Source organism: Paenarthrobacter sp. NEAU-H11 (assembly GCF_050573415.1).
Taxonomy (GTDB): Bacteria; Actinomycetota; Actinomycetes; order Actinomycetales; family Micrococcaceae; genus Arthrobacter.
On sequence record NZ_JBNZGA010000016.1, the window covers coordinates 1 to 26,711 of the forward strand.

General features: G+C 65.9%; 26 protein-coding genes. 8 read left to right on the forward strand and 18 right to left on the reverse strand.

Annotated elements, in window-relative coordinates:
* From lipA to ACQ3DC_RS17210, 3 genes are all read left to right on the forward strand, one after another.
* The coding region (gene lipA / locus ACQ3DC_RS17200) for a lipoyl synthase (RefSeq protein ID WP_430752817.1) at positions 1-1,019 on the forward strand (1,019 nt) is incomplete at its 5' end.
* A 98-nt stretch (positions 1,020-1,117) separates the two neighbouring features.
* Positions 1,118-1,870: a DUF4191 domain-containing protein gene (locus tag ACQ3DC_RS17205; protein ID WP_323057381.1), complete on the forward strand. Its 753-nt coding sequence runs from the start codon at positions 1,118-1,120 to the stop codon at positions 1,868-1,870.
* A gap of 83 nt (positions 1,871-1,953) precedes the next feature.
* Positions 1,954-2,310, forward strand: coding sequence for a DUF3817 domain-containing protein (locus tag ACQ3DC_RS17210; RefSeq protein ID WP_430752818.1), 357 nt, complete (start codon positions 1,954-1,956; stop codon positions 2,308-2,310).
* A gap of 39 nt (positions 2,311-2,349) precedes the next feature.
* Here ACQ3DC_RS17210 and ACQ3DC_RS17215 read toward each other — a convergent pair whose 3' ends face one another.
* Positions 2,350-2,787 carry an RDD family protein gene (locus ACQ3DC_RS17215; RefSeq protein WP_321215938.1) on the reverse strand — a complete coding sequence of 146 codons (438 nt, stop codon included), beginning with the start codon at positions 2,785-2,787 and terminating at the stop codon, positions 2,350-2,352.
* Positions 2,788-3,106: 319 nt separating this feature from the next.
* Between ACQ3DC_RS17215 and glnA (ACQ3DC_RS17220) the strand changes: the two genes are divergently transcribed.
* Positions 3,107-4,531 carry a type I glutamate--ammonia ligase gene (gene glnA, locus ACQ3DC_RS17220; RefSeq protein ID WP_139028876.1) on the forward strand — a complete coding sequence of 475 codons (1,425 nt, stop codon included), beginning with the start codon at positions 3,107-3,109 and terminating at the stop codon, positions 4,529-4,531.
* A gap of 277 nt (positions 4,532-4,808) precedes the next feature.
* On the opposite strand, the gene ACQ3DC_RS17225 is transcribed toward glnA (ACQ3DC_RS17220), so the two are convergent.
* From ACQ3DC_RS17225 to glnA (ACQ3DC_RS17240), 4 genes are all read right to left on the reverse strand, one after another.
* Positions 4,809-5,333, reverse strand: a complete 525-nt coding sequence (locus ACQ3DC_RS17225; protein WP_157238494.1) for a GNAT family N-acetyltransferase — start codon at positions 5,331-5,333, stop codon at positions 4,809-4,811.
* A 5-nt stretch (positions 5,334-5,338) separates the two neighbouring features.
* A complete protein-coding gene (locus ACQ3DC_RS17230) occupies positions 5,339-5,782 on the reverse strand; it encodes a VOC family protein (RefSeq protein WP_157238495.1) in 444 nt (147 codons plus the stop codon).
* 80 nt (positions 5,783-5,862) lie between these two features.
* Positions 5,863-8,874, reverse strand: a complete 3,012-nt coding sequence (locus ACQ3DC_RS17235; RefSeq protein WP_430752819.1) for a bifunctional [glutamine synthetase] adenylyltransferase/[glutamine synthetase]-adenylyl-L-tyrosine phosphorylase — start codon at positions 8,872-8,874, stop codon at positions 5,863-5,865.
* Positions 8,875-8,883: 9 nt separating this feature from the next.
* The gene (gene glnA / locus ACQ3DC_RS17240) at positions 8,884-10,224 is read right to left on the reverse strand and encodes a type I glutamate--ammonia ligase (RefSeq protein WP_157238496.1); all 1,341 of its coding nucleotides are present in this window, start codon (positions 10,222-10,224) and stop codon (positions 8,884-8,886) included.
* A gap of 276 nt (positions 10,225-10,500) precedes the next feature.
* Between glnA (ACQ3DC_RS17240) and panB the strand changes: the two genes are divergently transcribed.
* Positions 10,501-11,397 carry a 3-methyl-2-oxobutanoate hydroxymethyltransferase gene (panB, locus tag ACQ3DC_RS17245; protein WP_430752820.1) on the forward strand — a complete coding sequence of 299 codons (897 nt, stop codon included), beginning with the start codon at positions 10,501-10,503 and terminating at the stop codon, positions 11,395-11,397.
* Positions 11,398-11,475: 78 nt separating this feature from the next.
* Here the strand turns inward: panB and ACQ3DC_RS17250 are convergent, their stop codons facing one another.
* Positions 11,476-11,640 carry an SPOR domain-containing protein gene (locus tag ACQ3DC_RS17250; RefSeq protein WP_120691318.1) on the reverse strand — a complete coding sequence of 55 codons (165 nt, stop codon included), beginning with the start codon at positions 11,638-11,640 and terminating at the stop codon, positions 11,476-11,478.
* Positions 11,641-11,761: 121 nt separating this feature from the next.
* Here ACQ3DC_RS17250 and map point away from each other — a divergent pair, with 121 nt between their 5' ends.
* Together map and ppgK are read left to right on the forward strand one after the other, a co-directional pair.
* Positions 11,762-12,640, forward strand: a complete 879-nt coding sequence (gene map / locus ACQ3DC_RS17255) for a type I methionyl aminopeptidase (protein WP_157238498.1) — start codon at positions 11,762-11,764, stop codon at positions 12,638-12,640.
* Positions 12,641-12,770: 130 nt separating this feature from the next.
* Positions 12,771-13,574, forward strand: a complete 804-nt coding sequence (ppgK, locus tag ACQ3DC_RS17260; RefSeq protein WP_157238499.1) for a polyphosphate--glucose phosphotransferase — start codon at positions 12,771-12,773, stop codon at positions 13,572-13,574.
* Positions 13,575-13,672: 98 nt separating this feature from the next.
* Here the strand turns inward: ppgK and nrdR are convergent, their stop codons facing one another.
* The 3 genes from nrdR to ACQ3DC_RS17275 form a co-directional block, all read right to left on the reverse strand.
* The gene (nrdR, locus tag ACQ3DC_RS17265) at positions 13,673-14,176 is read right to left on the reverse strand and encodes a transcriptional regulator NrdR (protein ID WP_157238500.1); all 504 of its coding nucleotides are present in this window, start codon (positions 14,174-14,176) and stop codon (positions 13,673-13,675) included.
* Between the two features lie 137 nt (positions 14,177-14,313).
* The gene (gene hisD, locus ACQ3DC_RS17270) at positions 14,314-15,681 is read right to left on the reverse strand and encodes a histidinol dehydrogenase (RefSeq protein WP_430752821.1); all 1,368 of its coding nucleotides are present in this window, start codon (positions 15,679-15,681) and stop codon (positions 14,314-14,316) included.
* A 4-nt stretch (positions 15,682-15,685) separates the two neighbouring features.
* Positions 15,686-16,222: a hypothetical protein gene (locus tag ACQ3DC_RS17275; protein WP_321215934.1), complete on the reverse strand. Its 537-nt coding sequence runs from the start codon at positions 16,220-16,222 to the stop codon at positions 15,686-15,688.
* Positions 16,223-16,399: 177 nt separating this feature from the next.
* Between ACQ3DC_RS17275 and ACQ3DC_RS17280 the strand changes: the two genes are divergently transcribed.
* Complete coding sequence (locus ACQ3DC_RS17280; RefSeq protein WP_104999690.1) at positions 16,400-16,858, forward strand: flavin reductase family protein; 459 nt, start codon at positions 16,400-16,402, stop codon at positions 16,856-16,858.
* Between the two features lie 55 nt (positions 16,859-16,913).
* Here ACQ3DC_RS17280 and dnaE read toward each other — a convergent pair whose 3' ends face one another.
* From dnaE to ftsZ, 9 genes are all read right to left on the reverse strand, one after another.
* Positions 16,914-20,471, reverse strand: coding sequence for a DNA polymerase III subunit alpha (gene dnaE / locus ACQ3DC_RS17285; protein ID WP_323057384.1), 3,558 nt, complete (start codon positions 20,469-20,471; stop codon positions 16,914-16,916).
* A 36-nt stretch (positions 20,472-20,507) separates the two neighbouring features.
* Positions 20,508-21,434, reverse strand: a complete 927-nt coding sequence (locus tag ACQ3DC_RS17290) for an RluA family pseudouridine synthase (RefSeq protein WP_157242536.1) — start codon at positions 21,432-21,434, stop codon at positions 20,508-20,510.
* Between the two features lie 4 nt (positions 21,435-21,438).
* A complete protein-coding gene (lspA, locus tag ACQ3DC_RS17295) occupies positions 21,439-22,011 on the reverse strand; it encodes a signal peptidase II (protein ID WP_157238502.1) in 573 nt (190 codons plus the stop codon).
* Positions 22,012-22,102: 91 nt separating this feature from the next.
* Complete coding sequence (locus ACQ3DC_RS17300) at positions 22,103-22,789, reverse strand: DivIVA domain-containing protein (protein ID WP_157238503.1); 687 nt, start codon at positions 22,787-22,789, stop codon at positions 22,103-22,105.
* A gap of 177 nt (positions 22,790-22,966) precedes the next feature.
* The gene (locus ACQ3DC_RS17305; RefSeq protein ID WP_139028864.1) at positions 22,967-23,254 is read right to left on the reverse strand and encodes a YggT family protein; all 288 of its coding nucleotides are present in this window, start codon (positions 23,252-23,254) and stop codon (positions 22,967-22,969) included.
* Between the two features lie 120 nt (positions 23,255-23,374).
* Positions 23,375-23,905 (reverse strand): cell division protein SepF, encoded by a 531-nt coding sequence (locus ACQ3DC_RS17310; protein WP_104997513.1) that lies wholly within the window; start codon positions 23,903-23,905, stop codon positions 23,375-23,377.
* 90 nt (positions 23,906-23,995) lie between these two features.
* Positions 23,996-24,766, reverse strand: coding sequence for a YggS family pyridoxal phosphate-dependent enzyme (locus ACQ3DC_RS17315; protein WP_430752822.1), 771 nt, complete (start codon positions 24,764-24,766; stop codon positions 23,996-23,998).
* Positions 24,759-25,448 carry a polyphenol oxidase family protein gene (locus ACQ3DC_RS17320; RefSeq protein ID WP_430752823.1) on the reverse strand — a complete coding sequence of 230 codons (690 nt, stop codon included), beginning with the start codon at positions 25,446-25,448 and terminating at the stop codon, positions 24,759-24,761. Before ACQ3DC_RS17320 ends, ACQ3DC_RS17315 begins: the two co-directional genes overlap by 8 nt.
* An 8-nt stretch (positions 25,449-25,456) precedes the next feature.
* The gene (ftsZ, locus tag ACQ3DC_RS17325; RefSeq protein WP_321215930.1) at positions 25,457-26,692 is read right to left on the reverse strand and encodes a cell division protein FtsZ; all 1,236 of its coding nucleotides are present in this window, start codon (positions 26,690-26,692) and stop codon (positions 25,457-25,459) included.
* Positions 26,693-26,711 lie beyond the last annotated feature (19 nt).

A 26,711-nucleotide genomic window follows, 5' to 3' on the forward strand; every position in this document is an offset into this window, starting at 1 on the left:
TGACATTGGCACCTGAAGGCCGGAAGCTTTTGCGCGTTGAACAGCGCAACTCGGCTGTCCCGGTGGAGCGGAAGCCGGACTGGATCAAGGCCAAGGTCCAGATGGGCCCGGAGTTCGTCCAGCTCAAGAACCTGGTCAAGAAGGAAGGCCTGCACACGGTGTGCGAGGAGGCCGGCTGCCCCAACATCTTCGAGTGCTGGGAGGACAAGGAAGCCACGTTCCTGATCGGCGGGTCCGAGTGCACCCGGCGGTGTGACTTCTGCCAGATCGATACCGGCAAGCCCTCCCCGGTGGACAGGTTCGAGCCCACCAAGGTGGCCCGCTCCGTCCAGGCCATGCAGCTGCGCTACGCCACCGTCACCGGGGTGGCCCGTGACGACCTCGAGGACGAGGGCGTGTGGCTGTACGCCGAGACGGTCCGCAAGATCCACGAACTGAACCCCGGCACCGGGGTGGAGCTGCTGATCCCGGACTTCTCCGGCAAACCCGAACACATCGAAGCGATCTGCGACTCCAGGCCCGAGGTCTTCGCGCACAACGTGGAGACGGTGCCGAGGATTTTCAAGCGGATCCGGCCCGCGTTCCGCTATGAGCGGTCCCTGGACGTGATCACGCAGGGCCGGAACCTGGGCATGGTGACCAAGTCCAACCTGATCCTGGGCATGGGCGAAACCCGGGAAGAGATCTCCGAGGCGCTGCGGGACCTGCACGAGGCCGGCTGCGACCTGATCACCATCACCCAGTACCTGCGCCCGTCCGAGCGGCACCTGCCGGTGGACCGCTGGGTCAAGCCGCAGGAATTCGTGGACCTCCAGGACGAGGCCAACGAGATCGGCTTCCTGGGCGTCATGTCCGGGCCGCTGGTCCGTTCCTCCTACCGCGCCGGCCGGCTCTGGGCCACCGCGATGCGGAAGAAGGGCCGCGACATCCCCGCCGAACTCGCCCACATCGCCGACGGCATCCAGGACTCCGGCACCACCCGCCAGGAAGCCAGCTCACTGCTCGCCGCCCGTTCCTGAGCTGCGCACCGCCACAAAATCACAGCGCCACCCAAGGGCCGGCACCGGAAGACTCCGGTGCCGGCCCTTGGGCTTTGGTCACGTAGAATTGAGGAACTATGGCGAAATCCCCTGATTCCAGCAACTCCACTCCGTCTGGCTCCAGCGCAGTCAAGCGTGGCCTCTTCTCGCGGAAGCCCAAAGAGGCCAAGGTCAAGAAGCCCAGCCGGCTCAAGCAGATCGGCGAAGTCTTCACCATGACGCGCCGTCATGACCCCATGGTTCCGTGGCTTATGCTGCTGGTCTTCCTTGGCGTTGTGGCTGTCAGCTTCCTGGTCGGCTTCTGGCTGGACAACTGGATCACCGGCCTGATCATCGGCCTCCCGCTGGGCCTGCTCGGTGCCACGTTCATCTTGTCGCGCCGGGCCGAGCGTGCCGCCTTCGCGCAGATCGAGGATCAGCCCGGCGCCTCCGGCGCTGCCCTGGGCACCCTGCGGCGCGGCTGGATCACCGAGGAACAGCCCGTTGCCGTCAACCCCCGCACGCAGGACGCCGTCTTCCGCGCAATTGGCCGTCCCGGCGTCGTGCTCGTCAGCGAAGGCCCCACGCACCGCGTAAAGCCGCTGCTGGAGGCCGAACGCAAGCGCCTCGCGCGCATCCTGCCCAACGTCACCGTGCACGTCATTGAAAGCGGCCGCGGCGAGGGCCAGGTTCCCCTCAGCGAAGTGGCCAAGAAGATGGGCAAGCTCAAGAAGGAACTGACCAAGCTTGAGGTGAATGCCGTGTCGAAGCGGATTGCATCCCTGGGCAACCGCCTCCCGATTCCCAAGGGCATTGACCCCTACAAGGCGCGTCCCAACCGCGGACGCTAGGTTTTGAACCCGCCCCGGTTCCGGCTTAGGCCGGCAGCCGGGGCGTTTTCTTTGCAGCCCCCAAGGCAGGACAGGACAACACCATGACCCTCACCAAAGCAGTGATCCGCGCGTTCCGGATCCTGGCCGTCGCGGAAGCCTTCAGCTGGGCGGCCCTCCTCATCGGCATGTACTTCAAGTGGATCGCCGGCACCACGGAAATTGGCGTCCAGGTGGCGGGCCCCATTCACGGAGCCCTGTTCGTGGGGTATGGCGTCTGCGCCCTGGGACTCTGGCGGCTGCAGCGTTGGCCCTTTGTGGTGGCCCTGTTCGCGGGCCTGTCCGCCGTGTTCCCGTTCGCCACCATCCTGTTCGAACGGTGGGCAGGACAGCGCCGGTACCTCAGCGTTGCCGGGGCACCTTCCGGCGCAGCCACTCTCCGGGAACCAAGTTCGGTCTAGCCTGCCGGGTGCGCTCCGCGCCGCCGGGGCTTCGAGCGCCTAGCGGCGGAGCAGCAGCGTATTCATTGCCTTGTCGTGGAGGCCGCGGTGGTCAGGATCGAAAATCACCGCGGGAATCACCAGGCAAAGCAGCAGGGACCTCACCAGTGCGGCCAGCGGACCCGGCGCACCACCCCCGGCCCTCACCACGTGGATGCCCACCGCACGGTGTCCAATGCTGTAGCCGAGGGTCCCTACCAGCAGGGCCTGTTCTACGGCGAAGATTGCGAGGGTGGCCCAGGCGTCGCCCGCGAAGGCGAAGTTGCTGATCAGCAGCGCAACGGTCCAGTCGATCGTGATCGCGGCGATCCTGCGGCCCGCCCGCGCAATGGAGCCCGGCCCTGACTCCGGCAGTCCCAGCCGCTCCCCCGGATACTTGGATATGCCCGAGGTGTCGGGGCCGGAGAGCCAGGAGCCGATGTCTTTGCGATCTACCACCGTCCAAGTTTAGCGACTTCCTGCCGACCACACTGTGGATGGGGTTAGACCACAGTGTGGACAGAGGATAGCGTTGCCATATCAGGGCATTCTGTAACCTGCCCGAAACAATGCGGACATGGACGGGAAATGCCGCGTCCATAGGCTGTTACCAGTTTCAAGCAATCCGCCGGAAGGCAAGACACAGCAGGTAGTACACGGCAGGCTATTGCGGCAGGGTACTGAAGGCAGGGGAACACCGCGTTGTTTCCCTGCCTTCGGATTGCGCTGGATCAGCTGGCTTGCACGCCAGATATTTACATATGCGTAAGGAGCATAGATGTTCAAGACTGCGGACGAAGTCCTCAAGTTCATCAAGGACGAAGATATTAAGTTCGTCGACATCCGTTTCACCGATCTTCCGGGCGTCCAGCAGCACTTCAACGTCCCCGCGAAGAGTGTTGACGCCGACTTCTTCATCAACGGCCAGCTCTTCGACGGATCCTCCATCCGCGGCTTCCAGGGCATCGCTGAGTCTGACATGCAGCTCATCCCCGACGTCACCACGGCGTTCCTGGACACCTTCCGCATGGAGAAGACCCTCGCGCTGAACTTCTCCATCGTCAACCCGCGCACCGGCGATCCGTACCACCGCGACCCCCGCGGCGTTGCCGAGAAGGCTGAGGCGTACCTGGCATCCACCGGCATCGCGGACACCGCGTTCTTCGCTCCCGAAGCCGAGTTCTTCGTGTTCGACAACGTCCAGTACCAGTCCTCCCCGCAGGGCAGCTTCTACAAGATCGATTCCGAGGAAGCCCACTGGAACACCGGCCGCGAGGAAGAGGGCGGAAACCTCGGCTACAAGACCCCCGTCAAGGGCGGTTACTTCCCGGTCTCCCCCACCGACAAGCAGGCTGACCTCCGCGACGCCATGTGTGTTGCACTGGACGAAGCCGGCCTCGAGGTCGAGCGCAGCCACCACGAAGTTGGCTCCGCCGGCCAGGCTGAGATCAACTACAAGTTCACCACGCTGACCCACGCTGCCGATGACCTGCAGAAGTTCAAGTACGTCATCAAGAACACCGCGGACGCCTGGGGCAAGTCCGTAACCTTCATGCCCAAGCCGGTCTTCGGCGACAACGGATCCGGCATGCACTGCCACCAGTCGCTCTGGAACGGTGGCGAGCCGCTGTTCTACGACGAGAAGGGCTACGCCGGCCTGTCCGACACCGCCCGCTGGTACATCGGCGGCCTGCTCAAGCACGCCTCCGCCGTCCTGGCCTTCACCAACCCGACGGTGAACTCCTACCGCCGCCTGGTCAAGGGCTTCGAAGCTCCGGTCAACATGGTCTACTCGCAGGGCAACCGCTCCGCCGGTATCCGTATCCCCATCACGGGCACCAACCCGAAGGCCAAGCGCATCGAGTTCCGCGCGCCGGACCCCTCCTCCAACCCGTACCTGGCGTTCGCTGCCCAGCTGATGGCCGGCATTGACGGCATCCGCAACCGCATCGAGCCCCCGGCCCCGATCGACAAGGACCTCTACGAGCTCCCCGCCGAAGAGGCCAAGGACATCCCCAAGGCTCCGGGCACGCTTGAAGAAGCACTGGAGGCCCTGCGCGAGGACAACGAGTTCCTGCAGGCCGGCGGTGTCTTCACCCAGGACCTGATCGATACCTGGATCGAGTACAAGTACGAGAACGAGATCCGCCCGCTGTCCCTGCGCCCGAACCCCTACGAGTTCGAGCTCTACTACGGCGTCTAGTCCCGGACCTGGTCTCCAGGACTCCTAAGGCAGCGAAGGCGGCCACCGGTTATCCGGTGGCCGCCTTTTGCGTGCCCGGGAAAGTCGCACCCGGGACGGAAATGGAGGTGGGGGCCCGGTTCCAGACGTGCTGAGACCGGGAACCGGACCCCCTGACGAATGCCCCCCGGGATGAAGACCGTTCCAGCCTTCCCCCCAACAAGGTTGGAGAACACCGCCAATCCACATGATCGGGCAATCGCTTTCTCAGTGCAAACGGCGCCCCCGCGCCGAGACGCTATTGTGGCCGAAAACTTCGGAACATGATGCGTTGGGGTCCTGCCGCCCCTCCGGTGTACTGGCCCCGGTCCTCGAACCCGGCCCGGCGGTAGGCGGACACGCCCGCAGGATTGGCTTCGTTGACTGAAAGGACGACGCCGGCCTCCCGGGTTTGGTGCCGGGCGGTGAGTTTTTCAGCGGCCGCCACAGCGGCGGCTGCGGCGAGGCCGCCGAGCCCGCGGCCTTGTTCCCGCCGGTCGATCAGGAAACCCCTCAGCAGCCACGCAGACGCCTCGTCCGGCCATCCTGCCAGGCGTGCTGCCCCGGCCTGCAGGGTCAGCACGCCGACGGCCCTGCCGGCGCACTCAATGACGTAGGGCCGCCGCGATTCCTCAGCCAGTCCTGCCAGGGCCATCCGGAGCGGGTCACCGACGAACCGCTCCTGCCCGGGGCCCGGCTCCAGGGTTGCCACGGCTCCCAGCTGGACAGCCCGGGCGTCGGCGTCGAGGTCCTGGAGCGGGATGAGCCATACGCTCCGGCCCATGCCGCTCAGGCCTGCGGCCCGGCGGAATTGCCGCCGGCTGCGGACTCGGCCGGCGGACCGGCCGGATCCATCCACATCACTTCCCAGAGGTGGCCGTCCGGATCCTGGAAGCTGTGGTTATACATGAATCCGTAGTCCTGGGGTTTCTCGGACGGTGACCCGCCGGAGGACAGGGCGGTCCTGACGGCCTGGTCCACGGCCTCCCGGCTGTCCACGGAGTAGGCGATGATCGCCTCCGCGGAGCCCTTGCTGTCCGCAACGTCCTTGGAGGTGAAGGTCTTGAAGAAGGACTCCACCAGGAGCATGACGTAGGCGTTCTCGTTGACGATCATGCAGGTGGCATTCTCGTCGGTATAGTCCGGGTTGAAGGAGAAGCCAAGGGCCGCAAAAAAGTCCACCGAGCGTTTCAGGTCTTTGACGGGCAGGTTGAAATAGATTTGGGTTGCCATGGGCTCAAAGTAGCACCGGCCAGGGCGGGTGTCAGCCACTCGCAGCCATCGCCAGGGAGGCGTCCGGCTGCCTGGGGCGGCTACTGTCCGTAAAAAACCCGCTCGAAGACTGCCCGGGCCCGCCTGCTGACCCGCAGGTAGTCCTCTTCAAGGACGGCTGCCTGGCCGGGCTCGTACCCGCACCACCGCGCCACGGCTTCCAGGTCGCGGCGGGAAGAGGGCAGCAGGTCCGAGGCCTTGCCGCTCCAGATCACGTTGGCGGACCGGATGCGGCTGGCCAGGCGCCACGCACGGGCCAGGAGGTCGGCATCCGCCCGGGCCAGCAAGCCCAGCTGGGCGGCGGCTTCCAGCGCCGCAAGCGTCGAGGTTGTCCGCAGTTCGGGGTGCCGGCCGGCGTGCCGAAGCTGGAGTAGCTGCACCAGCCATTCGACGTCGCTCAGCCCGCCTCGGCCCAGTTTCAGGTGCCGTGCGGGATCTGCCCCGCGGGGAAGCCGTTCCGCCTCCACGCGCGCCTTGATCCGCCTGATCTCCCGCACGTCGGTATCCGCAATGCTTTCCGGGTACCTGATGGGGTCAATGAGCTCGATGAAATCCTTGGCAAGATCGTCGTTACCGGCCATGGGGCGTGCCCTCAGGAGCGCTTGGGCTTCCCAGATCAGGGACCATCTCCGGTAGTACTCGGCAAAGGAGTCCAAGGAGCGGACCATGGCCCCGTTCTTTCCCTCCGGCCGCAGGTCCGCGTCCATTTGCAGGACGCGCTCGGCCATGATGGCCGGTTTAAGGGGCTGCGTCAGCAGGGTGGAGACCTTCGCGACGATCCGTGCGGCCTGCTCCTGCGCTTCCTCCTGGCTGAAACCGGGCAGGGCCCTGTGCACATACATAACGTCCGCATCCGAACCGTAGCCGATCTCGCGGCCGCCCTGCCTGCCCATGGCCACCACCAGGACGGCCGTCTTAAGCGGCCCGCCGGCGGAGACGATGCCTTCGGCCACCCGCAGGGCACCCAGGACGGCAGCACGGTCGGTGTCCGCCAGCGCCGTCCCCACCCGGTCCTGGGCCAGCAGCCCGGCTGAATCTGCCACGGCGATCCGGAGGATTTCCCGCCGCCGAATCAGCCGGATCAGCCGCATGGCACTCTCCGGATCCGCATGCCGGGACATCTTGGAGGTGATCTCCTGCCACTGCGCTTCGAAGCTCAAGGGGACCAGGTCCTTGTCGTGGCCCAGCCAGGCCACGGACTCGGGCGAGACCTCCAGGAGATCCGCTATCAGCCTGGAATTCGAGAGCACGTGGCACAGGCGTTCTGCTGCGGCGCTGGAGTCCCGGAGCATTCCCAGGTACCAGTGCGTGGTTCCCAGGGCTTCACTGACGCGCCGGAACGCAAGCAGCCCGGCATCCGGGTCCACGCCCTCGGCCAGCCAGTCCAGCAGGATTGGCAGCAGCTGCCGCTGCAGGGCGGCGCGCCTGCTGACCCCCGCCGTGAGTGCCTCGATGTGGCGCATGGCGCCCTGCGGATCCCGATATCCGAGGGCTGCCAGCCTGCCCTGGGCGGCTTCCGGGGTCAGCTTCGCGTCCTCGCTGCTGAGCTTGGCCGCCGTGTTGAGCAGCGGCCGGTAGAAGATACGCTCGTGCAGTTCCCGTACCGAACGCTTGGTTTTCTGCCACGTGGCCAGCAGTGCGTCAGGATGGGGCCGCTCGTTTGAGAAGGGCCCCAGCACGGCCTTGGCCAGCGACCGGAGGGCCGGTTCAGCCACCGGCATGAGATGGGTCCTGCGCAGCTGGAAAAGCTGGATGCGGTGCTCCAGCAGCCGCAGGTACCTGTAGGCGTTGTCGAACGCAGCAGCGTCGGCGCGCCCGATGTACCCTCCGGCGGACAGCGCGGCGATGGCAGAGGTGGTGTCACGCCGTCGCAGCGTTTCATCTGCCTTTCCATGCACAAGCTGAAGGAGTTGGACGGTGAACTCAACGTCGCGGAGCCCGCCGCGGCCCAGTTTGATCTGCCGCTGCTCCTCCGCGGCCGGAATGTGCTCGGTGACCCGGCGCCGCATCGCCTGGACGGATTCCACGAAACCGTCACGGCTTGCCGAACTCCAGATCAGCGGCGCGACGGCTTCCTCGTAGCGGCGGCCCAGGGCGGCGTCACCGGCAATGGTCCTTGCTTTCAGCAGTGCCTGGAACTCCCAGCTTTCGGCCCAGCGGGCATAGTACGTCTCGTGCGAGGCCAAGGTGCGCACCAGGGGCCCCGACTTACCTTCCGGCCGCAGGTTGGCGTCCACCTCCCACAGGCCCGGTTCGCGCGCCACGGAGGAAATGGCACGGGATATGCCGCTGGCAAGGGCAGAGCCGATGGTGCTCGCCTGCGCGTCCTCGAGGGCGCCGGGGTCCACGACGTAAATGACGTCGACATCGGAAATGTAGTTCAGCTCCCGGGCGCCGCATTTGCCCATGCCGATGACGGCCAGTCCGACGCCGGCGACGGCGTCCGCGCCGTACTGGCCGGCGGCTTCGGCACGCGAGACCGCGAGGGCCGCCTCGATGGCTGCCCCGGCGAGGTCTGCGAGTTCGCCGCCCACGGCCGGCAGGAAGTCCAACGGATCGGCGGCGCACAGGTCCTTGACGGCGAGGTCCACCACCCCCCTGCGGTAGGCCGTGCGCAGGGCGGCATAGGCATCGGCTCCGGTGCTGGTTGCCACCGGGCGCTCGGCACGCGGGTCGGCGCCCACGGACTGCAGGAGGACTTCGCGCAGGGTGGCAGGATCGGACTGCAGCGGCTCGGGGCTCGCCCGGACCCGGAAGGCCTCCAGGTGTTCCGGGTGGCGGATCAGGAACTCCCCCAGCGCCTCGGACGCACCGAGCACCCTGTACATCGGTTCGCTGGTGTCGGGGTCGGCGGCGGCCAGGTCCCGGAGGTCCGGGTGCTTTTCGATCAGGCGGACCAGGGACTGGAGGGCAGTGTCCGGGCTGGCTGCCATGTGCAGGCCCGCGAACAGCCTGTCCTGGTCCAGTCCTTCCAGCTCCGGGGCAGCCAGGAACCGCTCACCCTTTTCAAGGTCGCTGAAACCGGCCGCAATGAGGCGGCGTGCCAGGCTCACGCCCGCCGCCTAGAGGATGCCGAGGTTGCGCTGCAGCTCGTAGGGCGTCACCTGCAGGCGGTAGTCCTGCCACTCTGCGCGCTTGTTGCGCAGGAAGTGCTCAAAAACCTGCTCTCCCAGGATCTGCGGCATCAGTTCGGACTCTTCCATGGTCCGGATGGCGTCATGGAGGCTGGCGGGAAGCGGATCGTGGCCCATGGCGCGGCGTTCCGCCGAGCTGAGCGACCAGACGTCGTCCTCGGCGGCGGCGGGAAGGTCGTAGCCTTCCTCGATGCCCTTCAGGCCGGCGCCCAGCAGGACGGCGTAGGCCAGGTAGGGATTGGCCGCGGAATCGATGCCGCGGTACTCGATCCGGGCGGACTGGCCCTTGCCCGGCTTGTACAGCGGAACCCGGACCAGCGCCGAGCGGTTGTTGTGCCCCCAGCTCAAGTAGCTGGGAGCTTCCCCGCCGCCCCAGAGCCGCTTGTAGGAGTTGACGAACTGGTTGGTCACCGCAGTGAATTCGGGGGCGTGCTTGAGGATGCCTGCGATGAACTGGCGGGCGGTCTTGGACAGCTGGAACTCCGCGCCGGCCTCATAGAAGGCGTTGGTGTCCCCCTCGAACAGGGAGAAGTGTGTGTGCATGCCGGATCCGGGATGGGCGGTGAACGGCTTGGGCATGAAGGTGGCGTAGGTGCCCTGCTGGAGTGCCACTTCCTTGATCACGGTGCGGAACGTCATGATGTTGTCCGCCGTCTGAAGTGCATCCGCATAGCGGAGGTCGATTTCGTTCTGGCCGGGGCCTGCCTCATGGTGGCTGAACTCCACCGAGATGCCCACGGATTCGAGCATTGTCACTGCCGTGCGGCGGAAGTCCTGTGCCACGCCGCCGGGAACGTGGTCGAAATAGCCGCCCTCGTCCACCGGCACGGGTGCACCGTCCGGCCCGGGTTCCTGCGACTTGAGGAGGTAGAACTCGATTTCCGGGTGGGTGTAGCAGGTGAAGCCCATGTCCGCCGCCTTCGCGAGGGTCCGCTTCAGCACGTTGCGCGGATCCGCCGCGGACGGCTCGCCGTCGGGCGTGAGGATGTCGCAGAACATCCTGGAGGTCTGCTCCGTTTCGCCGCGCCACGGCAGGATCTGGAACGTGGAGGGATCAGGCTGGGCCAGCATGTCGGATTCGAACACCCGGGCCAGGCCTTCGATCGCGGAACCGTCGAACCCCAGGCCTTCCTCGAAGGCGCCCTCAACTTCAGCGGGGGCAAGTGCCACGGACTTGAGCGAGCCCACGACGTCGGTGAACCACAGGCGTACGAACCGTACGTCGCGCTCTTCGATTGTGCGCAGGACAAACTCTTGCTGGCGGTCCATGATGGCCTCTTCTCCGGTCAACGTCCATGCTCCGGGTCCGCAGAGGGGAAAAGCCGGCAGCAGTTCACCAACACTGTACTAAGCATTCGGCCCCGATGCTGGAGCCTGCCCCGCGCGTAACACAGCGTTAACACCTCCCCGCCCGATTTTGCCTCCGGAGTGCACCCCTCGCCCGCTTCCGGGGACCTGCTCCAGCGCCTTTCTATGACGCTTATCACCACCGGGGGCGATGACCGCCGGTAGCTAGGACGGCCGGTACCGCACTACGCTCGTGCCATGGCCTCAAGCAACAGCTCCGACTCCAGCATGTCCGCCGACGTCCCCGCCCCCTACGGCAGCGGGCCCGGGCAGGCGGCTGCGTCCGCTTCGGAACGGAAGCCCACCAAGGTCCGCATCCACCACCTCCAGCAGGCCAAGAGGGACGGGACCAGGTTCGCGATGCTGACCGCCTATGAGCAGTACACGGCGGAGATCTTCGACGCTGCCGGCATCGAGGTGCTCCTCGTGGGCGACTCGGCGTCGAACAACGTCTTCGGCAACGAAACAAGCCTTCCGGTGACCGTGGACGAGCTGCTCCCGCTGTGCCGGGCGGTGGCGCGGTCCGCCAAGCGCGCGCTGATCGTGGCCGACCTGCCGTTTGGAAGCTACGAGGTTTCCCCTGAGCAGGCCGTGGCCGCGGGTGTCCGGTTCCTCAAGGAAGGCCTGGCGCACGCCGTGAAGATCGAGGGCGGCAAATACTATGCCCCCACCGTAAAAGCCATGGTGCAGGCCGGCATTCCGGTGATGGCGCACATCGGCTTCACCCCCCAGAGCGAGCACGCACTGGGCGGGTATCGCGTCCAGGGCCGCGGCGGCGACGCACAGCGGTTGATTGACGACGCCGTCGCGCTGGCTGATGCGGGGGCCTTCAGCGTGCTGATGGAAATGGTTCCGGCCGAAACGGCGGCCGCAGTGGATGCGGCGGTCTCCGTTCCCACCGTAGGGATAGGCGCCGGCAAGGAAACAACCGGGCAGGTGCTCGTCTGGCAGGACATGGCGGGGCTTCGGGGCGGCCGGATGGCCAAGTTCGTCAAGCAGTACGCGGACCTGCGGAGCACGCTGATGGATGCGGCCACTGCCTACGCCGAGGACGTCAGGTCCGGCCGGTTCCCCGGTCCTGAACACTCGTTCTAGCGCCGGACAGGTTCCACCGCCGGGCGGCCGGCCGCCGGCAACGCACGCCCGCACCAGGCGGGCCTGCCATCCCCGCGGTCAGTCGTCGTCGTCCTTTTCCCACGCCTCGTTGCGGGCACGGACCTTTTCAAGGGCGTGTTCGGCTTCTTCCCGCGTCTTGTAAGGCCCGATCAGCTGGCTCCAGTCGGACAGCCGGTCCTCTTCGATCTCATGCGTCCTGACGTTGTACCAGTACTCAGTCATCGTTGCTCCTCGTTCCGGCGGCGGGGAAGCCGCGGCGTGATCCGCGTAACGTAGATTCTTTCGCAGGTCCCGCGCGGCTTCCGGTTGTTTGGCGTTCTGCAGTGCCTTATATGATCAATCTATGCCTTCCCTTGCCTCGACTGCACCCATCGGCACCCTCACCCCGGGGACCATAGGTCCGCAGCGTCCCGTCCCGGCGTCCATCCCCCGGCCGGAGTACGTGGGCAAGCCTGCCCCGGCAAAGTTCACCGGCTCCGAGGTCAAATCCCCCGAAACGATCGAAAAGATCCGGGTAGCTTCGAAGATCGCCGCCCAGGCCATCGTGGAAGTGGGCAAACACATCCAGCCGGGCGTCACCACGGACCAGCTGGACAAGGTGGGCCACGAGTTCCTCCTTGACCACCACGCCTACCCTTCCACCCTGGGCTACCGGGGCTTCCCCAAGTCGCTGTGCGCGTCCCTGAACGAGGTCATTTGCCACGGCATCCCGGACAGCACCGTGGTCCACGACGGCGACATCCTCAACATCGACATCACCGCCTTCATCAACGGTGTCCACGGAGACACCAACTACACCTTCCTGGTGGGCGATGTGGACGAGGAATCCCGGCTGCTGGTGGAACGGACACAGGAGTCGCTGAACCGGGCCATCAAGGCAGTGGCACCGGGCCGGGAAATCAACGTGATCGGCCGCGCCATCCAGTCCTACGCCAAGCGCTTCGGCTACGGTGTTGTGCGGGATTTCACCGGCCACGGCGTGGGTGAAGCCTTCCACACAGGGCTCATCATTCCGCACTACGACGCCGCCCCGGCCTACAACACGGTGATCGAGGCCGGCATGGTCTTCACCATCGAGCCGATGCTGACGCTCGGCACCGTGGAGTGGGACATGTGGGCGGATGACTGGACAGTGGTCACGAAGGACCGGAAGCGCACTGCCCAATTCGAGCACACCCTGCTGGTGACGGACTCCGGTGCGGAGATCCTGACCCTGCCGTAGCCTGTTCACCTGGCCTCCAGCCTGATGTACTGATCGCTGCACGCCCTCCCCGGTTCCTGACCGGACACCAATCCCAGGCGGCTTTCCGGCCGCTCCTACCCTGCCCGCCTCTGCCACGAACGGATACCCATTGGCCAAGAATGACGAAAAGTCGAACAAGAACGCCCCCCTGATCGGCATCGACATCGGTGGCACCGGAATCAAGGGCGGCATCGTCGACTTGAAGAAGGGCAAACTGCTGGGTGAACGGTTCCGGGTCCCCACCCCCCAGCCGGCTACCCCGGAATCCGTTGCCGAGGCCGTGGCGCTGGTGGTTTCCGAGCTTTCTGCCCGGCCCGAGGCCCCGGCTGCCGGTTCGCCCGTGGGCGTGACCTTCCCCGGCATCATCCAGCACGGCGTAGTGCACTCCGCGGCCAACGTGGACAAGAGCTGGCTCAACACGGACATCGACGCGCTCCTGACCGCCCGGCTGGGCCGGCCGGTGGAGGTCATCAACGACGCCGACGCTGCCGGGCTGGCGGAAGCCCGCTACGGCGCCGGGGCCGGCGTCAAGGGCACCGTCCTGGTGATCACCCTGGGCACGGGAATCGGTTCGGCCTTTATCTTCGATGGCAAGCTGGTCCCCAATGCTGAACTGGGACACCTGGAAATCGACGGCCACGACGCCGAATCCAAAGCCTCGGCGGTGGCACGGGAACGCGACGGGCTGTCCTGGGACGAATACAGCGTCCTGCTGCAGCGCTACTTCTCCCACGTCGAATTCCTGTTCTCGCCCGAACTGTTCATTGTGGGCGGCGGCATCTCCAAGCGTGCCGACGAGTACCTGCCCAACCTTCGGCTCCGGACCCCCATCGTGCCGGCGGTCCTTCGCAACGAGGCCGGCATCGTAGGTGCCGCCATCGAAATCGCCCTGAAGCACAAGCTCGCAAAGTAGCAAAAGCCGTGCGCCGCCAACTGCCCGGCAGTCGACGGCGGCACGGCTCAGTCCTTCGGTGGCGGCTGCGGCTTCCCCTCCGCTGCCGCCACCGGAGACTACAGGGGGCTCTTCTCGGAGCTCTTCGCGCCCTTCGCGGCAATTCCCGGGGCGCCGTCCTCTTCCTGCCGGAGCAGGGCGATAGCGGTTTCGAAGTCCTCAAGGGATTCGAAAGCCTGGTAGACGCTGGCAAACCGCAGGTAGGCGACCTTGTCAAGCTTCTGCAGCGGACCGAGGATGACCAGGCCCACCTCGTGGGCGTCGATCTCGGCAGCGCCAGAGGAACGGATCTGCTCTTCGACCTCCTGCGCCAGCAGCGCGAGGTCGTCTTCGCTGACGGGCCGCCCTTGGCAGGCCTTCCGTACTCCGTTGATCACCTTGCTGCGGCTGAAGGGCTCCCCCACGCCGGACCGCTTGATCACGGAAAGGCTGGTGGTTTCCACCGTGGTGAATCTCCGGCCGCATTCCGGGCACTGGCGGCGCCGGCGGATGGCTGAACCGTCATCCGCCATGCGGCTGTCCACTACCCGGGAGTCCGGGTTGCGGCAGAACGGACAATACATAGTGCCACCCTCCTTCCCAGGCGCCAGTGCAGGCGCAACTTCAGCGCCTCCATTTTATGTCCTGGGCACCGCTAATAACAAGCGTGTAATACTACATGTTGTGGTTGGGGCTACTAGATATCGGTTCCTGGGGGTTTTCAGGCGAACCTGGCCGTCACTGCTTCCCCGTGCGCGGGAAGGTCCTCCGCGCCGGACAGGCTGACGATGTGCCCGCTGACCTCGGCCAGCGCTTCCCGGCTGTAGTTGACCACCTGGATGGCCCGCAGGAACGTGGTGACGTTCAGGCCGGATGAGAAAGCGGCGGTGCCGCTGGTGGGCAGGACGTGGTTGGACCCCGCGCAGTAGTCCCCCAGGCTGACGGGGCTGTAGTCGCCCACAAAGATGGCGCCGGCGTTCCGGATCCTGGCGGCGACGCCGGCGGCGTCCCGGGTCATGATCTCCAGGTGCTCGGCCGCATAGGCGTCGCAGGCGGCGATGCCCTGCTCCAGGTTGTCCACCAGCACCACCCCGGACTGCGGGCCGGACAGCGCTTCGAGGACGCGCGCCGAGTGCTTGGTTGCCGCCGCCTGGCGGCCGAGCTCGGCGCGGACCGCCGTGGCGAGGTCCTCGGAATCGGTGACCAGCACCGAGGCCGCCTTGGGGTCGTGCTCAGCCTGGCTGATGAGGTCGGCGGCCACGAGGGCCGGCCGGGCCGTGGAGTCTGCCAGGATGGCGATCTCCGTAGTGCCGGCCTCCGAATCGATCCCCACGACGCCCTTGACCAGGCGCTTGGCGGTGGCAACGAAAATATTGCCCGGCCCGGTCACCACATCCACCGGCTCCAGCGCCGGGCCGGCATCCGTTGCCTCAACACCGTAGGCGAACGCGGCGATGGCCTGGGCGCCGCCGATGGCATACACCTCGGTGATCCCCAGCAGTGCGGCGGCGGCAAGGATGGTGGGGTGCGGCAGTCCTGCGAACTCCTTCTGCGGAGGCGAGGCCAGGGCAATCGAGCGCACCCCTGCAGCGAGGGCCGGAACAACGTTCATGATCACGGAGGACGGGTAGACGGCGAGGCCGCCGGGGACGTAGAGTCCCACCCTCGCAACCGGCACCCAGTTCTGCGCCACCACGGCCCCGTCGCCGAGCTGGACCTCGATGTTCCGGGGACGCTGGCCGTCGGCGAAGCGCCGTGCGCGGCTGATGGACTCCTCCAGTGCGCTGCGAACTGACGGCTCGAGTTCCTCGAGCGCGGCGGCCAGGGCCTCCTGCGGAACCAGCGGGTGGCGCTGCTGCACGCCGTCGAAGCGAAGGGCCAGTTCTCCCAGTGCCTCGAAGCCGCCCCGCCGGACGGCCGCAATGATGTCCAGGACCTTTTCTTCAGCGTCCGCTACGGTCCGGCCCTGGGCGCGCGGGACAGCGGCGCGCAAGCCGGCGAGGGTCAGGCTTTGGCCGCGCAGGTCAACGGTGCGGAAGTTTACGACGGCGGCGGCTGGGCTGGCGGGATTCTCCGAAGAAATGGTCACTGGTCTATTTTACGGGCCCCGCCGCAGCGTGCCGCGACTGGTGGGTGCCGTCGTCGGACTTCCCGCCCAGGAGGTTAAGAAGCTCCAGCGCGAAAACGGACACGGCCGTGGCGGCGGGCCACAGGAGCAGCACCGGCCAGGCGCGCAGCGAAAAAGCGATGCTGGCATTCGCCGAGGCATCGACGGCGGGCGCCCATAACTGCGCGCTGAGGAGCCCCGCCTGCCAGGCGACCACTGCGCCGCACAGGGCACCAGCCAGGCCCATCAGGAGGTCCGCCTGCGGATCCGCGCGCTTCCGGTCCGCCAGGAAAACGGCCAGGAGGCACCCGGCAAGGACCAGCAGGCCGGCCAGCGTCAGGTCCCGCGGGAGCCAGACAACCGGATTGGTGCCGCTGGAGAGGGCCGGATCCCGGGTGACCAGGTTGAGGCCGCCAGGAGCCAGGAGCCACCACAGGATGCCCACCGGGACACCCGCCGCTGCAGGGACCGCGAACAACGCCCAGGACAGCCGCGGGCGCGTGCGGCGGGTGGCTTTCGTCATGCAACAAACCTTAACAAATGTTCCGGCAGGATAGCCGCCGTGCGCGGGCTCCAGGGGATTCTCCACCGGCGCGCCGGACCCATACCCTTGAAGGAGAACATAAATACCAAACCATCCAGCCCACCAGGAGTTTCCGTGACAACAGCTGACGTTCCGTTCGAACGGACGTTCAAGGAGATGTTCCGGCGCCATGCCGCCGGCGTCGCCATCATCACGGTGAACTACCAGGACCAGCCCTACGGTTTCACCGCCACCTCGGTTGCCTCGCTTTCCGCGCAGCCGCCGCGCTTCACCTTCAACATGGCCCGCAGCTCACGGTCGTGGCCGGCCGTGGCAAACACCACCTACCTGGGGGTCCATATGCTGGGCCTGGAGAACCAGCAGCTCGCTGACAGGTTTGCCGGTGCCGGCAACCGCTTTGAGGGGGACCACTGGGAGGTGGGTCCGCACGGCGTGCCGGTGCTTAAGGGCGTAGCCGGTTGGCTGATCGGCGAAGTGCAGATGCGCCTGTCCTTCGAAAACAACGCCGTTGTTGTGGTCCAGGTGGTGGACGGGCAGGTGGGCGGGGACGGCTCTCCCCTGTTGTACCACGGCGGGGCGTACGGCCAGCCGGTCCCGCTGGATTACGAGATCTGAGGCACTAGCTCCGAACGACGGCGGTACTTGCCGCCCGCCGTCGTCCGTGCCTCCGTCAGGCGTCCAGGCAGGCGGGCCCGAGGAGCACTTTCAGGTCGCCGAACAGGGACGGGCTGGGGTTCACGCGCAGGTGGACCGGCAGGCCCATGATCTCCGTCCGGGTGTCACCCTGCAGGTGCAGCCGCACTTCGGAGTTCCCGCGGTGGGTACGGAGGACGTCGCCCAGTTCGGTGACCACCGCTTCCGTGGCCTTGTAGGTGGGCATGGTGATCACCAGCGGGCCGTTGAGCCCCTCGCTGAGGTCCGGAACGGACAGTTCCATGCAGTTCAGGGTGATGGCGCCGTCGTCGCGCTTTTGCAGGCGCCCCTTGACCACCACGATCAGGTCCTCGGCGAGGACAGATGCGATGGGGCCGTAGACCTGGCCGAAGAACATGACTTCCATCGAGCCGCCCAGGTCCTCCACTTCGGCCCTGGCGTAGGCGTTGCCGCTGGCCTTGGCGATGCGCCTGCTCAGCGACGTGATCATGCCGGCGATGGTGATGATCGCGCCATCCTGCGGTCCGTCTTCGCCGAGGACGGAGGTGATGCTCATCTCCGCATGCTGGCTCAGCAGCCCTTCGAGGCCCTGCAGGGGGTGGTCTGAAACGTAGAGTCCCAGCATGTCCCGTTCGAAGGAGAGTTTGTCCTTCTTCTCCCACTCCGGCAGGTCCGGGATCTCGATGCTCAGGGATGACTCGGATTCGGCTTCGTCGAACCCTGCGAAGAGGTCGAACTGTCCGATCGCTTCGTTCCGCTTGAGCGTGATGACGGAGTCGATGGCCTCTTCGTGGATCATGGCCAGGGCCCGGCGGTGGTGGCCCAGCGAGTCGAAGGCGCCGGACTTGATCAGCGATTCAATGGTCCGCTTGTTGCAGACCACGGCGGGGACCTTCATCAGATAGTCCTTGAACGACGTAAACGCGCCCTCGCTTTCGCGGGCAGCCACCATGGCCTCCACCACGTTGACGCCGACGTTGCGGATGGCGCCCATGCCGAAGCGGATGTCGTTGCCCACCGGGGTGAAGTTCAGCGCGGACTCGTTCACGTCCGGCGGCAGCACGGTGATGCCCATGCGCCGGCATTCGTTGAGGTAGATCGCCGACTTATCCTTGTCATCACCCACGGAGGTCAGGAGCGCGGCCATGTACTCCGGCGCGTAGTGCGCCTTGAGGTAAGCGGTCCAGTAGGAAATGACGCCGTAGGCGGCCGAGTGTGCCTTGTTGAAGGCGTAGTCGGAGAAGGGAAGCAGGATGTCCCAGAGGGTTTTCACGGCTTCCATGGAGTACCCGTTGTCCTGCATGCCCTGGGAGAAACCGGCGAACTGCTTGTCCAGTTCCGATTTCTTCTTCTTGCCCATGGCGCGGCGGAGGATGTCTGCCTGGCCCAGCGAGTAGCCGGCCAGCTTCTGGGCGACCGCCATAACCTGTTCCTGGTACACGATCAAGCCGTACGTTCCGCCCAGGATCTCCGCAAGGGGTTCCTTCAGTTCCGGGTGGATGGGAATGACTTCCTGGATCCCGTTCTTCCGCAGCGCATAGTCCGTGTGGGCGTTCGCGCCCATGGGGCCCGGCCGGTACAGGGCGAGCACGGCGGAAATGTCTTCGAAGTTGTCAGGCTTCATCAGCTTGAGCAGGGACCGCATGGGTCCGCCGTCGAGCTGGAAGACGCCCAGGGTGTCGCCGCGGGCCAGCAGCTCATAGGAAGGGGCGTCGTCGAGTTCCAGGTTTTCCAGGTCCAGGTCGATGCCGCGGTTCATCTTGATGTTTTCCAGGGCGTCGGAAATGATCGTCAGGTTCCGCAGGCCCAGGAAGTCCATCTTGATCAGGCCGAGGCCCTCACATGTGGGGTAGTCGAACTGGGTAATGACCTGGCCGTCCTGGATCCGGCGCATGATGGGAATGACATCGATGATCGGATCCGAGGACATGATGACGCCGGCTGCGTGCACGCCCCACTGCCGTTTCAGGCCCTCGATGCCCAGCGCGGTCTCAAAGACTTTCGCAGCTTCGGGGTCCGTGCTGATGAGCTGGCGGAAGTCGCCCGCTTCGCCGTAGCGCTTGGCCTCCGGGTTCTGGATGTCCGCCAGCGGGATGTCCTTGGCCATCACCGCCGGCGGCAGGGCCTTGGTGAGCGTTTCACCCATGCTGAACGGGTAGCCCAGCACGCGCGAGGAGTCCTTCAGGGCCTGCTTGGTCTTGATGGTGCCGTACGTGACGATCATGGCCACGCGTTCGTCGCCGTACTTCCGGGTCACGTAGTCGATGACTTCGGAGCGGCGCCGGTCATCGAAGTCGACGTCGAAGTCGGGCATGGAGACGCGGTCCGGGTTCAGGAACCGTTCGAAGATCAGGCCGTGGCGCAGGGGGTCCAGGTCGGTGATGCGCATGGCGTAGGCCACCATGGAGCCGGCGCCGGAACCACGGCCGGGGCCAACCCTGATGCCGTTGTTCTTGGCCCAGTTGATGAAGTCCGCCACCACCAGGAAGTAGCCGGGGAAACCCATGGAGGTGATGACGCCCAGTTCGTAGTCGGCCTGGGCGCGGACGTTGTCGGGGACGCCGCCCGGATACCGGTACTCAAGTCCCTTGGCCACTTCCTTGACCAGCCAGGACGTTTCATCCTCGCCCGGCGGGCAGGGGAACCGCGGCATGTAGTTGGCCCCGGTGTTGAAGGACACTTCGCAGCGTTCGGCGATCAGGAGGGTGTTGTCGCATGCGTCGGGGTGGTCGCGGAACAGTTCCCGCATTTCCCGGGGCGACTTCAGGTAGTAGCCGCTGCCGGAGAAGGCGAAGCGGGACCCGCCGTTGTCGTACGTGGGTTCCAGGAGGGTTGAACCGGACTGGATGGCCAGCAGGGCCTCGTGGGCCTTGGCATCGTGCTCGTGGGTGTAGTGGAGGTCGTTGGTGGCCACCAGGGGGAGGTTCAGCTCCTTGGCGAGCCGCAGCAGGTCCCCGGTGACGCGCCGCTCGATGTCCAGCCCGTGGTCCATGAGTTCGCAGAAGTAGTTCTCCGCCCCGAAAATGTCCCGGAACTCGGCTGCGGCCTCGAGGGCCTCGCGGTACTGGCCCAGCCGCAGCCGCGTCTGGATTTCACCGGACGGGCAGCCCGTGGTGGCGATCAGGCCCTCCGAGTAGGTGTTCAGCAGCTCCCGGTCCAGGCGCGGCCATTTGCCGAAGACTGCATCCAGCGAGGCGATGGAGGACGCCCGGAACAGGTTCCGCATGCCTGCGTTGTTGTAGCTGAGCAGGGTCATGTGGGTGTAGGAACCGCCGCCGGAAATATCGTCCTTGCGCTGGTGTTCCTCACCCCAGCGCACGCGGCTCTTGTCGCCGCGGGCAGTTCCCGGAGTCACGTAGGCTTCGACGCCGATGATCGGCTTGATCCCTTTGTCGGTGGCCTTCTTCCAGAAGTCGAAGGCCCCGAAGAGATAGCCGTGGTCCGTGGTGGCGAGGGCTGGCATGCCCAGCCGTTCCGTCTCATCGAACAGCTCGCCGAGCCTGGCGGCGCCGTCCAGCATCGAATACTCGGTGTGGTTGTGGAGATGGACAAACGAGTCGTTGCTGGAAGTCACCGCACTATTCTATGCGCCGGGTGTGGCTGGCCTGCGTCAGGCCTGCCCGGACGCGAGCACTTCCAAGGCAAACGCGAGGTCCTGCGGATAATCACTGGTGACCCGGACGGGCTCCCCCGTCACAGGGTGCTCGAATCCCAGTTCGCGGGCATGCAGCCACTGCCGCGTCAGGCCAAGGGTGGCAGCAAGCCGCGGATCGGCACCGTAGGTCAGGTCTCCGGCACAGGGATGCCGCAGCGCGGAAAAGTGCACGCGGATCTGGTGGGTGCGGCCGGTTTCCAGGTGGACTTCCACCAGGCTGGCTTTGCCGAAGGCTTCAATCACCTCATAGTGCGTGACGGAGTGGCGTCCGTCCTCGATGACCGCGAAGCGCCAGTCATGCCCCGGATGCCGGCCGATGGGTGCATCAATGGTTCCCGCCAGCGGGTCCGGAAGGCCCTGGACAACGGCGTGGTAGACCTTGTCCACCGTTCGTTCCTTGAAGGCCCGCTTCAGGGCCGTGTAGGCGCGCTCGGACTTTGCCACCACCATGACACCTGACGTTCCGACGTCCAGCCGGTGCACGATGCCCGCCCGCTCCGGCGATCCGGAGGTGGAGATGCGGTAGCCGGCCCCGGCCAGGCCACCCACCACCGTGGGCCCGACCCACCCGGGCGACGGATGGGCGGCAACGCCCACCGGCTTGTCAACGACGACGAAATCCTCGTCATCCAGCAGGATCTTCAGGCCTTCCACAACTTCCTCCACGACTTCCAGGGGGTCACGCCGTTCCGGCCTGCTGACGTGGAGCACGTCGCCCGCAACCAGCTTTTCCGACTTGCCCAGCGTTTTGCCCTTGCTCTGCACATGGCCCTCGGCAAGGAGGGACGCGGCAAGGGAACGCGAGATGCCCAGGAGTCCGGCAAGGCCGGCATCGGCCCGCGTTCCTCCGTATTCGTCGGCAACGACAATCCGCTCAGGCATCGTTTCAGGCATCGCCGGACTTGTCCTTGCGTTCAGCGGTGAGCCGGCTGCCGTCCAGGGCTATGCCGCGCAGTGTCAGGATGCAGATGATGGCCACGGCGGAAACCACCGCCGAGTCGGCGATGTTGAAGATCGCGAAGTTGGGAAGCTGGATGAAGTCCACCACGTGTCCCATGCCGAAGGACGGTTCCCGGAAGAGCCGGTCGGTAAGGTTGCCCAGTGCACCGCCCAGGAGCAGGCCCAGCGCGAGGGACCACCAGAGCGACCCCAGTTTCCGGATCTGGAAGAGAATTGCCACAGCCACACCGGCCATGATGATGGAAAACACCCAGGTGACGTTCTCTCCGATGGAAAACGCCGCGCCGGAATTCCGAATGAAGTACCAGTGCAGCAGCGGCGGGAGCACCGGGATCCGTTCGCCTTCCACCATGCTGGACGTCACCCACAGCTTGGTGAGCTGGTCCAGGATGTAGGCGAAAAGTGCAAACCCTGCGAAGACGGAGAGCAGCACCCCGCGGCCTGGACGCGGGGCAGGTGGGACAGGGCGTGCGGGGTCCGCAGCAAGTTCGTCAGTCATGGTGCTTTCATTCATAAAACCGGTGTCAATGCCAAAAGCCGGTGGCCGAGGAATCCTCAGCCACCGGCTTTCAGAATACGTGCTTGACGGATTAGTTGGCTTCGCTGACTTCCGGCGTAGCAACGGAACCGCGGGCATCCAGGTCGCGCAACTGGCCTTCGATGTAGGCCTTGAGGCGTGAACGGTAGTCGCGTTCGAAGCCGCGGAGCTGTTCAACCTTGCGCTCCAGGACGGAGCGCTGCTGCTCGAGGGCGCCAAGGATCTTGCGGGACTTCTCCTGTGCGTCGTTGACCAGGCTGCTGGCTTCGATCTGCGCTTCGGCGATGATCTTGTCCTTCTGGGCCTGGCCGTCGGCGACGTGCCGATCGTGCATCTGCTGGGCCATGGCCAGCAGGCCGGCTGCGGACTCAGCGGAGGGGGTTCCGACCGCGGTGGAGACTGCGGGGGCTGCCGCGGCAGGAGCGGACGGCTGAACGTCCTTCTTCTTCGCTGCTTCGGCAGCCTTGGCTTCGGCTTCCGCCTTTTCGCGTGCCTCATCCTTGTCGGCCTTGACGGGCGCGGGGACCTTCTCCACAACGGGGGAAGCGGCCGAGCTGGCCGGAACGCTGGACCCGGCTTCGGCGAGCTTCTTGCGAAGTTCGTCGTTCTCCTGGTTCAGGCGGCGGAGCTCAACAACGATCTCGTCCAGGAAGTCATCAACTTCGTCCTGGTCGTAGCCCTCGCGGAACTTGGTCGGCTGAAAGCGCTTGTTGACAACGTCTTCTGGCGTCAAAGCCATCTGGTCACCTCACTGGTCTAGTTAGTCAGTAGGCCTTCCGGCCGTCAAAACTACGGTACCTAAATTTGGTCTGGTTACTCTAATTCAACACTGCGGTGTCAAACACGAGTTTTCTTCGCTTCACAGTAGCTGTTCCCGGACGGGTCCACCTGCGCTGCTAGGTCTATTTCGGGTAAATCAGGCAAGTCCCCTGGTGATCCCCATCGCAATGCTGACGGCAATGAAGAGGATCAGGAAACCAAGGTCCAGGGAGATGCCGCCCAAACGCAGGGGCGGGATCAGCCGGCGAAGCACTTTCAGGGGCGGATCGGTGATTGAATACACGGCGTGGGCCACCACCAGGGCTACGCCCCGCGGGCGCCACTCCCGCGCAAACATCTGCACCCAGTCAAAGACCAGTCGGATGATCAGTGCAACAAAGAACAGAAGCAGCGCGAGATAGACAAGTCCGAAAGCGATTCCCATGACTTAACTCATATCTCCATGTCCATATGTGCACCGCGGCGTGCTGCCGATGTGTCCGTTCTATTTCAGCACAGATGCCAGACAGGTGTCCCTGTCTGGCATCCACGCACCGCCTGGTGCTCAGCTTTGGTTGAAGAAGCTTGCCTGTGTTTCGCTGGCTTTCTTGTCATCGCCGATGACCTCAACGTATGACGGCGACAGCAGGAAGACCTTGTTGGTGACCCGCTCGATGCTTCCGCGGAGTCCAAAAACCAGGCCGGCGGAGAAGTCCACCAGGCGCTTGGCATCGGCCTCGCCCATGTCGGTAACGTTCATGATCACCGGAATGCCGTCCCGGAAGCTCTCGCCGATGAGCTTGGCATCGTTGTATGAACGGGGGTGGATTGTGGTGATCTGGCGAAGTCCGCTGGTTTCTTCGCGGCTCGAGGCCGCTCGCTTAATGGGAGTCACTGGGGCGCGGTATTCCTCTTCGGGGGTGTAGGACGCTTCGCGGCTGACCTCGCGGACGGGTGCAGGTGCACGGCGCTCCTCGCGGTCAGCTTCCATAGTTTCGTCCTCATCCTTACGTGTTGACTGGTGCTCGGACTCGTAATGCTCATCGCCGTCGGCGAGCCCAAGATAGATCATTGTCTTGCGCAGAGCGCCGGCCATGGTCGACTCCTAATCGTGTCCCGTATGCGGGCCGCCCAATGACTTGACAGCACTGGAGTCCCCCGCCCATCACTTCCAATAGGACCGACGCTACCCCACCGGGGGACGCGATCCGAGAATATCGGAACCGATTCGCAGGTGTGTCGCCCCGAAGGCTATGGCGGCTTCAAGATCCTGGCTCATGCCGGCGGAGATGGCGGTGGCACCGGGATGCTGTGCAACCAGCAGGGCCGAAAGCCCGGCAAGCTTCTCGAAGGCGGGCCCGGGCGGAGCGCCAAGCGGGGCCACGGCCATCAGGCCTGCCAGGCGAAGGCCCTCCTCTGCTGCTATCCGGTCGGCCAGCAGCGGCACCTCGGACGGGGCGGCGCCGCCCCGGTGGGCACCGCCGTCCTCTTCCAGGCTGACCTGGATGAAGCAGTCCAGGGGCGCCCGTCCCGTGCTGTCCTGCTGGATCCGCATGGCCTTGGCCAGGGCATCCACAAGCTGGGGCCGGTCCACCGAATGGACGGCGGCGGCATAGCGGACCACCGACTTGGCTTTCTTGGTCTGCAGCTGTCCCACAAAGTGCCAGGTGAGCCCGCAGTCGGCCAGGAGTTCCGCTTTACCGGCTGCCTCCTGGTCGCGGTTTTCCCCGACGTCCGTGACGCCGAGGGACGCGAGCCGCCGGATGTCCTCCACCGGATGGAACTTGGTGACAACAATCAGTGTGGGCAGCCGGTCCCCACGTCCGGCCGCCGCGGCGGCAGCACCGATCCGGCCGCGGACCGCTTCCAGCCGGCCGGCCAGCTCTGCGGTGCGTGGATCCCTGCCGGGCGCATCCCGGCGGCCAGCCTCGCCGCCGTTCGCGGAGGGCTCACCCATGGCACCAGACCAAGCCGGCGAAACGCCCCGTGTTCCTGTCGCGGCGGTATGAATAGAGCGAGTTCGTCTCGAAGGTGCACGGACCGGCATACTCCACGTCTACCCCGGCGCGCTCCAGCTGGCTCCGGGCGCCGGCCGGCAGGTCCAGTGCCGGCGTGCCCCAGGACGTGGTGGACCGCGTCGCGGGCACAAGGGCGGCCACCTCATCCCGCAGTGCCGTAGGAACCTCGTAGCAGCTGCCGCAGATGGATGGCCCAAGCCAGGCTTTTATGCCCGAAGCGCCCAAGGACCTCATGCTGTCCACGGCCGAGGGGATGACGCCGTTGGCCACGCCTGGCCGCCCCGCGTGCACGGCGGCCAGGACGGGACCGTCGGCGGACTCGCCGGCGAGGAGGACCGGAATGCAGTCGGCCACCATCACCGCGAGCGGCAGCCCGTGCGAAACCATGGCGTCGGCCTGCGGAGCCACGCTGGCGCGCTCCATCACGGCAACGGAAGTTCCGTGAACCTGGTTCATGAACCGCAGGCCGTCAGGCCCGATACCCGTGGCAGCTTCCAGCTGTTCACGGCGCCGCCGCACCGCCAGAGGGTCGTCGCCCACGTGGAGTGCAAGGTTTCCGGCACCGGTGTCAGTGAACGCCGCAGACACCCCGGGCAGGATCTCGGCGCGCCAATGGAACAAGCCGCGGCCTACTTCAGGAAGTCGGGGACATCCAGGTCATCCGAGTGGCTGCCGGTCAGGTCAGGTTCCACCACGGAGGGAAGGTCCACATCGAAGCCGGAGTCAGCCGGAACGGCGGACGGGCGCTGCTGCCCCCAGTTGCTGAGGCCTGCGCCTACCCCTGCATGGACAGGCTGGACGTGCGCCTGGTGGCTGCCGGCGGACGGCGCCTGGGACGGGGCGGGAGCAGCGGCCGGAGCGGCGGGCCGCTGGGGCGCCACCTGCGGCTGGGACTGGTCCATGGAGGGCGAAGTGGCCTTGACGTCGTCGAAGCCGGCAGCGATGACCGTCACCCGGGCCTCGTCACCCAGGGCGTCGTCGATCACGGCGCCGAAAATGATGTTTGCCTCAGGGTGGGCAACTTCCTGCACCAGCCGCGCGGCCTCGTTGATCTCGAACAGGCCGAGGTCGGAACCGCCCTGGATGGACAGCAGGACGCCGTGGGCACCGTCGATCGAGGCCTCCAGCAGCGGGGACGCGATGGCGAGTTCGGCAGCCTTGACCGCCCGGTCCTCGCCGCGCGCGGAGCCGATGCCCATGAGCGCGGAGCCCGCACCCTGCATAACGGACTTGACGTCCGCGAAGTCGAGGTTGATCAGGCCCGGGGTGGTGATGAGGTCCGTAATGCCCTGGACGCCCGACAGCAGCACCTGGTCGGCAGACCGGAAGGCGTCCAGCACGGAAACGTTGCGGTCGCTGATGGACAACAGTCGATCGTTGGGAATCACGATCAGCGTGTCGACTTCGTCACGCAGGGCGTCGATGCCTGCTTCTGCGGAACCCGCACGGCGGCGGCCTTCGAACGTGAAGGGGCGGGTGACCACGCCAATGGTCAGCGCACCCAGGGAACGGGCGATGCGGGCGACGACGGGAGCGCCGCCGGTGCCGGTGCCGCCTCCCTCTCCGGCCGTCACGAAGACCATGTCGGCGCCGCGCAGGACTTCCTCGATCTCGTCCGCATGGTCCTCGGCGGCCTGCTTCCCCACCTCGGGGTTGGCGCCTGCTCCCAGCCCGCGGGTCAGCTCGCGTCCGACGTCGAGCTTCACGTCCGCGTCGCTCATGAGCAGGGCCTGGGCGTCGGTATTGATGGCGATGAATTCAACACCTCGAAGGCCGACCTCGATCATGCGGTTGACTGCGTTCACGCCACCGCCGCCGATGCCGACGACTTTGATGACGGCCAAGTAATTCTGCGGAGCTGCCACGTTACGTGTCCCTTGTTCG

Bases quoted from the DNA above. Each gene is read 5' to 3' on its own strand.
- ACQ3DC_RS17205 (WP_323057381.1), top strand. From the start codon at position 1,118: ATGGCGAAATCCCCTGATTCCAGCAACTCCACTCCGTCTGGCTCCAGC.
- ACQ3DC_RS17210 (WP_430752818.1), top strand. From the start codon at position 1,954: ATGACCCTCACCAAAGCAGTGATCCGCGCGTTCCGGATCCTGGCCGTC.
- glnA (WP_139028876.1), top strand. From the start codon at position 3,107: ATGTTCAAGACTGCGGACGAAGTCCTCAAGTTCATCAAGGACGAAGAT.
- ACQ3DC_RS17225 (WP_157238494.1), bottom strand. From the start codon at position 5,333: ATGGGCCGGAGCGTATGGCTCATCCCGCTCCAGGACCTCGACGCCGAC.
- ACQ3DC_RS17230 (WP_157238495.1), bottom strand. From the start codon at position 5,782: ATGGCAACCCAAATCTATTTCAACCTGCCCGTCAAAGACCTGAAACGC.
- glnA (WP_157238496.1), bottom strand. From the start codon at position 10,224: ATGGACCGCCAGCAAGAGTTTGTCCTGCGCACAATCGAAGAGCGCGAC.
- panB (WP_430752820.1), top strand. From the start codon at position 10,501: ATGGCCTCAAGCAACAGCTCCGACTCCAGCATGTCCGCCGACGTCCCC.
- ACQ3DC_RS17250 (WP_120691318.1), bottom strand. From the start codon at position 11,640: ATGACTGAGTACTGGTACAACGTCAGGACGCATGAGATCGAAGAGGAC.
- map (WP_157238498.1), top strand. From the start codon at position 11,762: ATGCCTTCCCTTGCCTCGACTGCACCCATCGGCACCCTCACCCCGGGG.
- nrdR (WP_157238500.1), bottom strand. From the start codon at position 14,176: ATGTATTGTCCGTTCTGCCGCAACCCGGACTCCCGGGTAGTGGACAGC.
- ACQ3DC_RS17275 (WP_321215934.1), bottom strand. From the start codon at position 16,222: ATGACGAAAGCCACCCGCCGCACGCGCCCGCGGCTGTCCTGGGCGTTG.
- ACQ3DC_RS17280 (WP_104999690.1), top strand. From the start codon at position 16,400: ATGTTCCGGCGCCATGCCGCCGGCGTCGCCATCATCACGGTGAACTAC.
- ACQ3DC_RS17290 (WP_157242536.1), bottom strand. From the start codon at position 21,434: ATGCCTGAGCGGATTGTCGTTGCCGACGAATACGGAGGAACGCGGGCC.
- lspA (WP_157238502.1), bottom strand. From the start codon at position 22,011: ATGACTGACGAACTTGCTGCGGACCCCGCACGCCCTGTCCCACCTGCC.
- ACQ3DC_RS17300 (WP_157238503.1), bottom strand. From the start codon at position 22,789: ATGGCTTTGACGCCAGAAGACGTTGTCAACAAGCGCTTTCAGCCGACC.
- ACQ3DC_RS17305 (WP_139028864.1), bottom strand. From the start codon at position 23,254: ATGGGAATCGCTTTCGGACTTGTCTATCTCGCGCTGCTTCTGTTCTTT.
- ACQ3DC_RS17310 (WP_104997513.1), bottom strand. From the start codon at position 23,905: ATGGCCGGCGCTCTGCGCAAGACAATGATCTATCTTGGGCTCGCCGAC.
- ACQ3DC_RS17315 (WP_430752822.1), bottom strand. From the start codon at position 24,766: ATGGGTGAGCCCTCCGCGAACGGCGGCGAGGCTGGCCGCCGGGATGCG.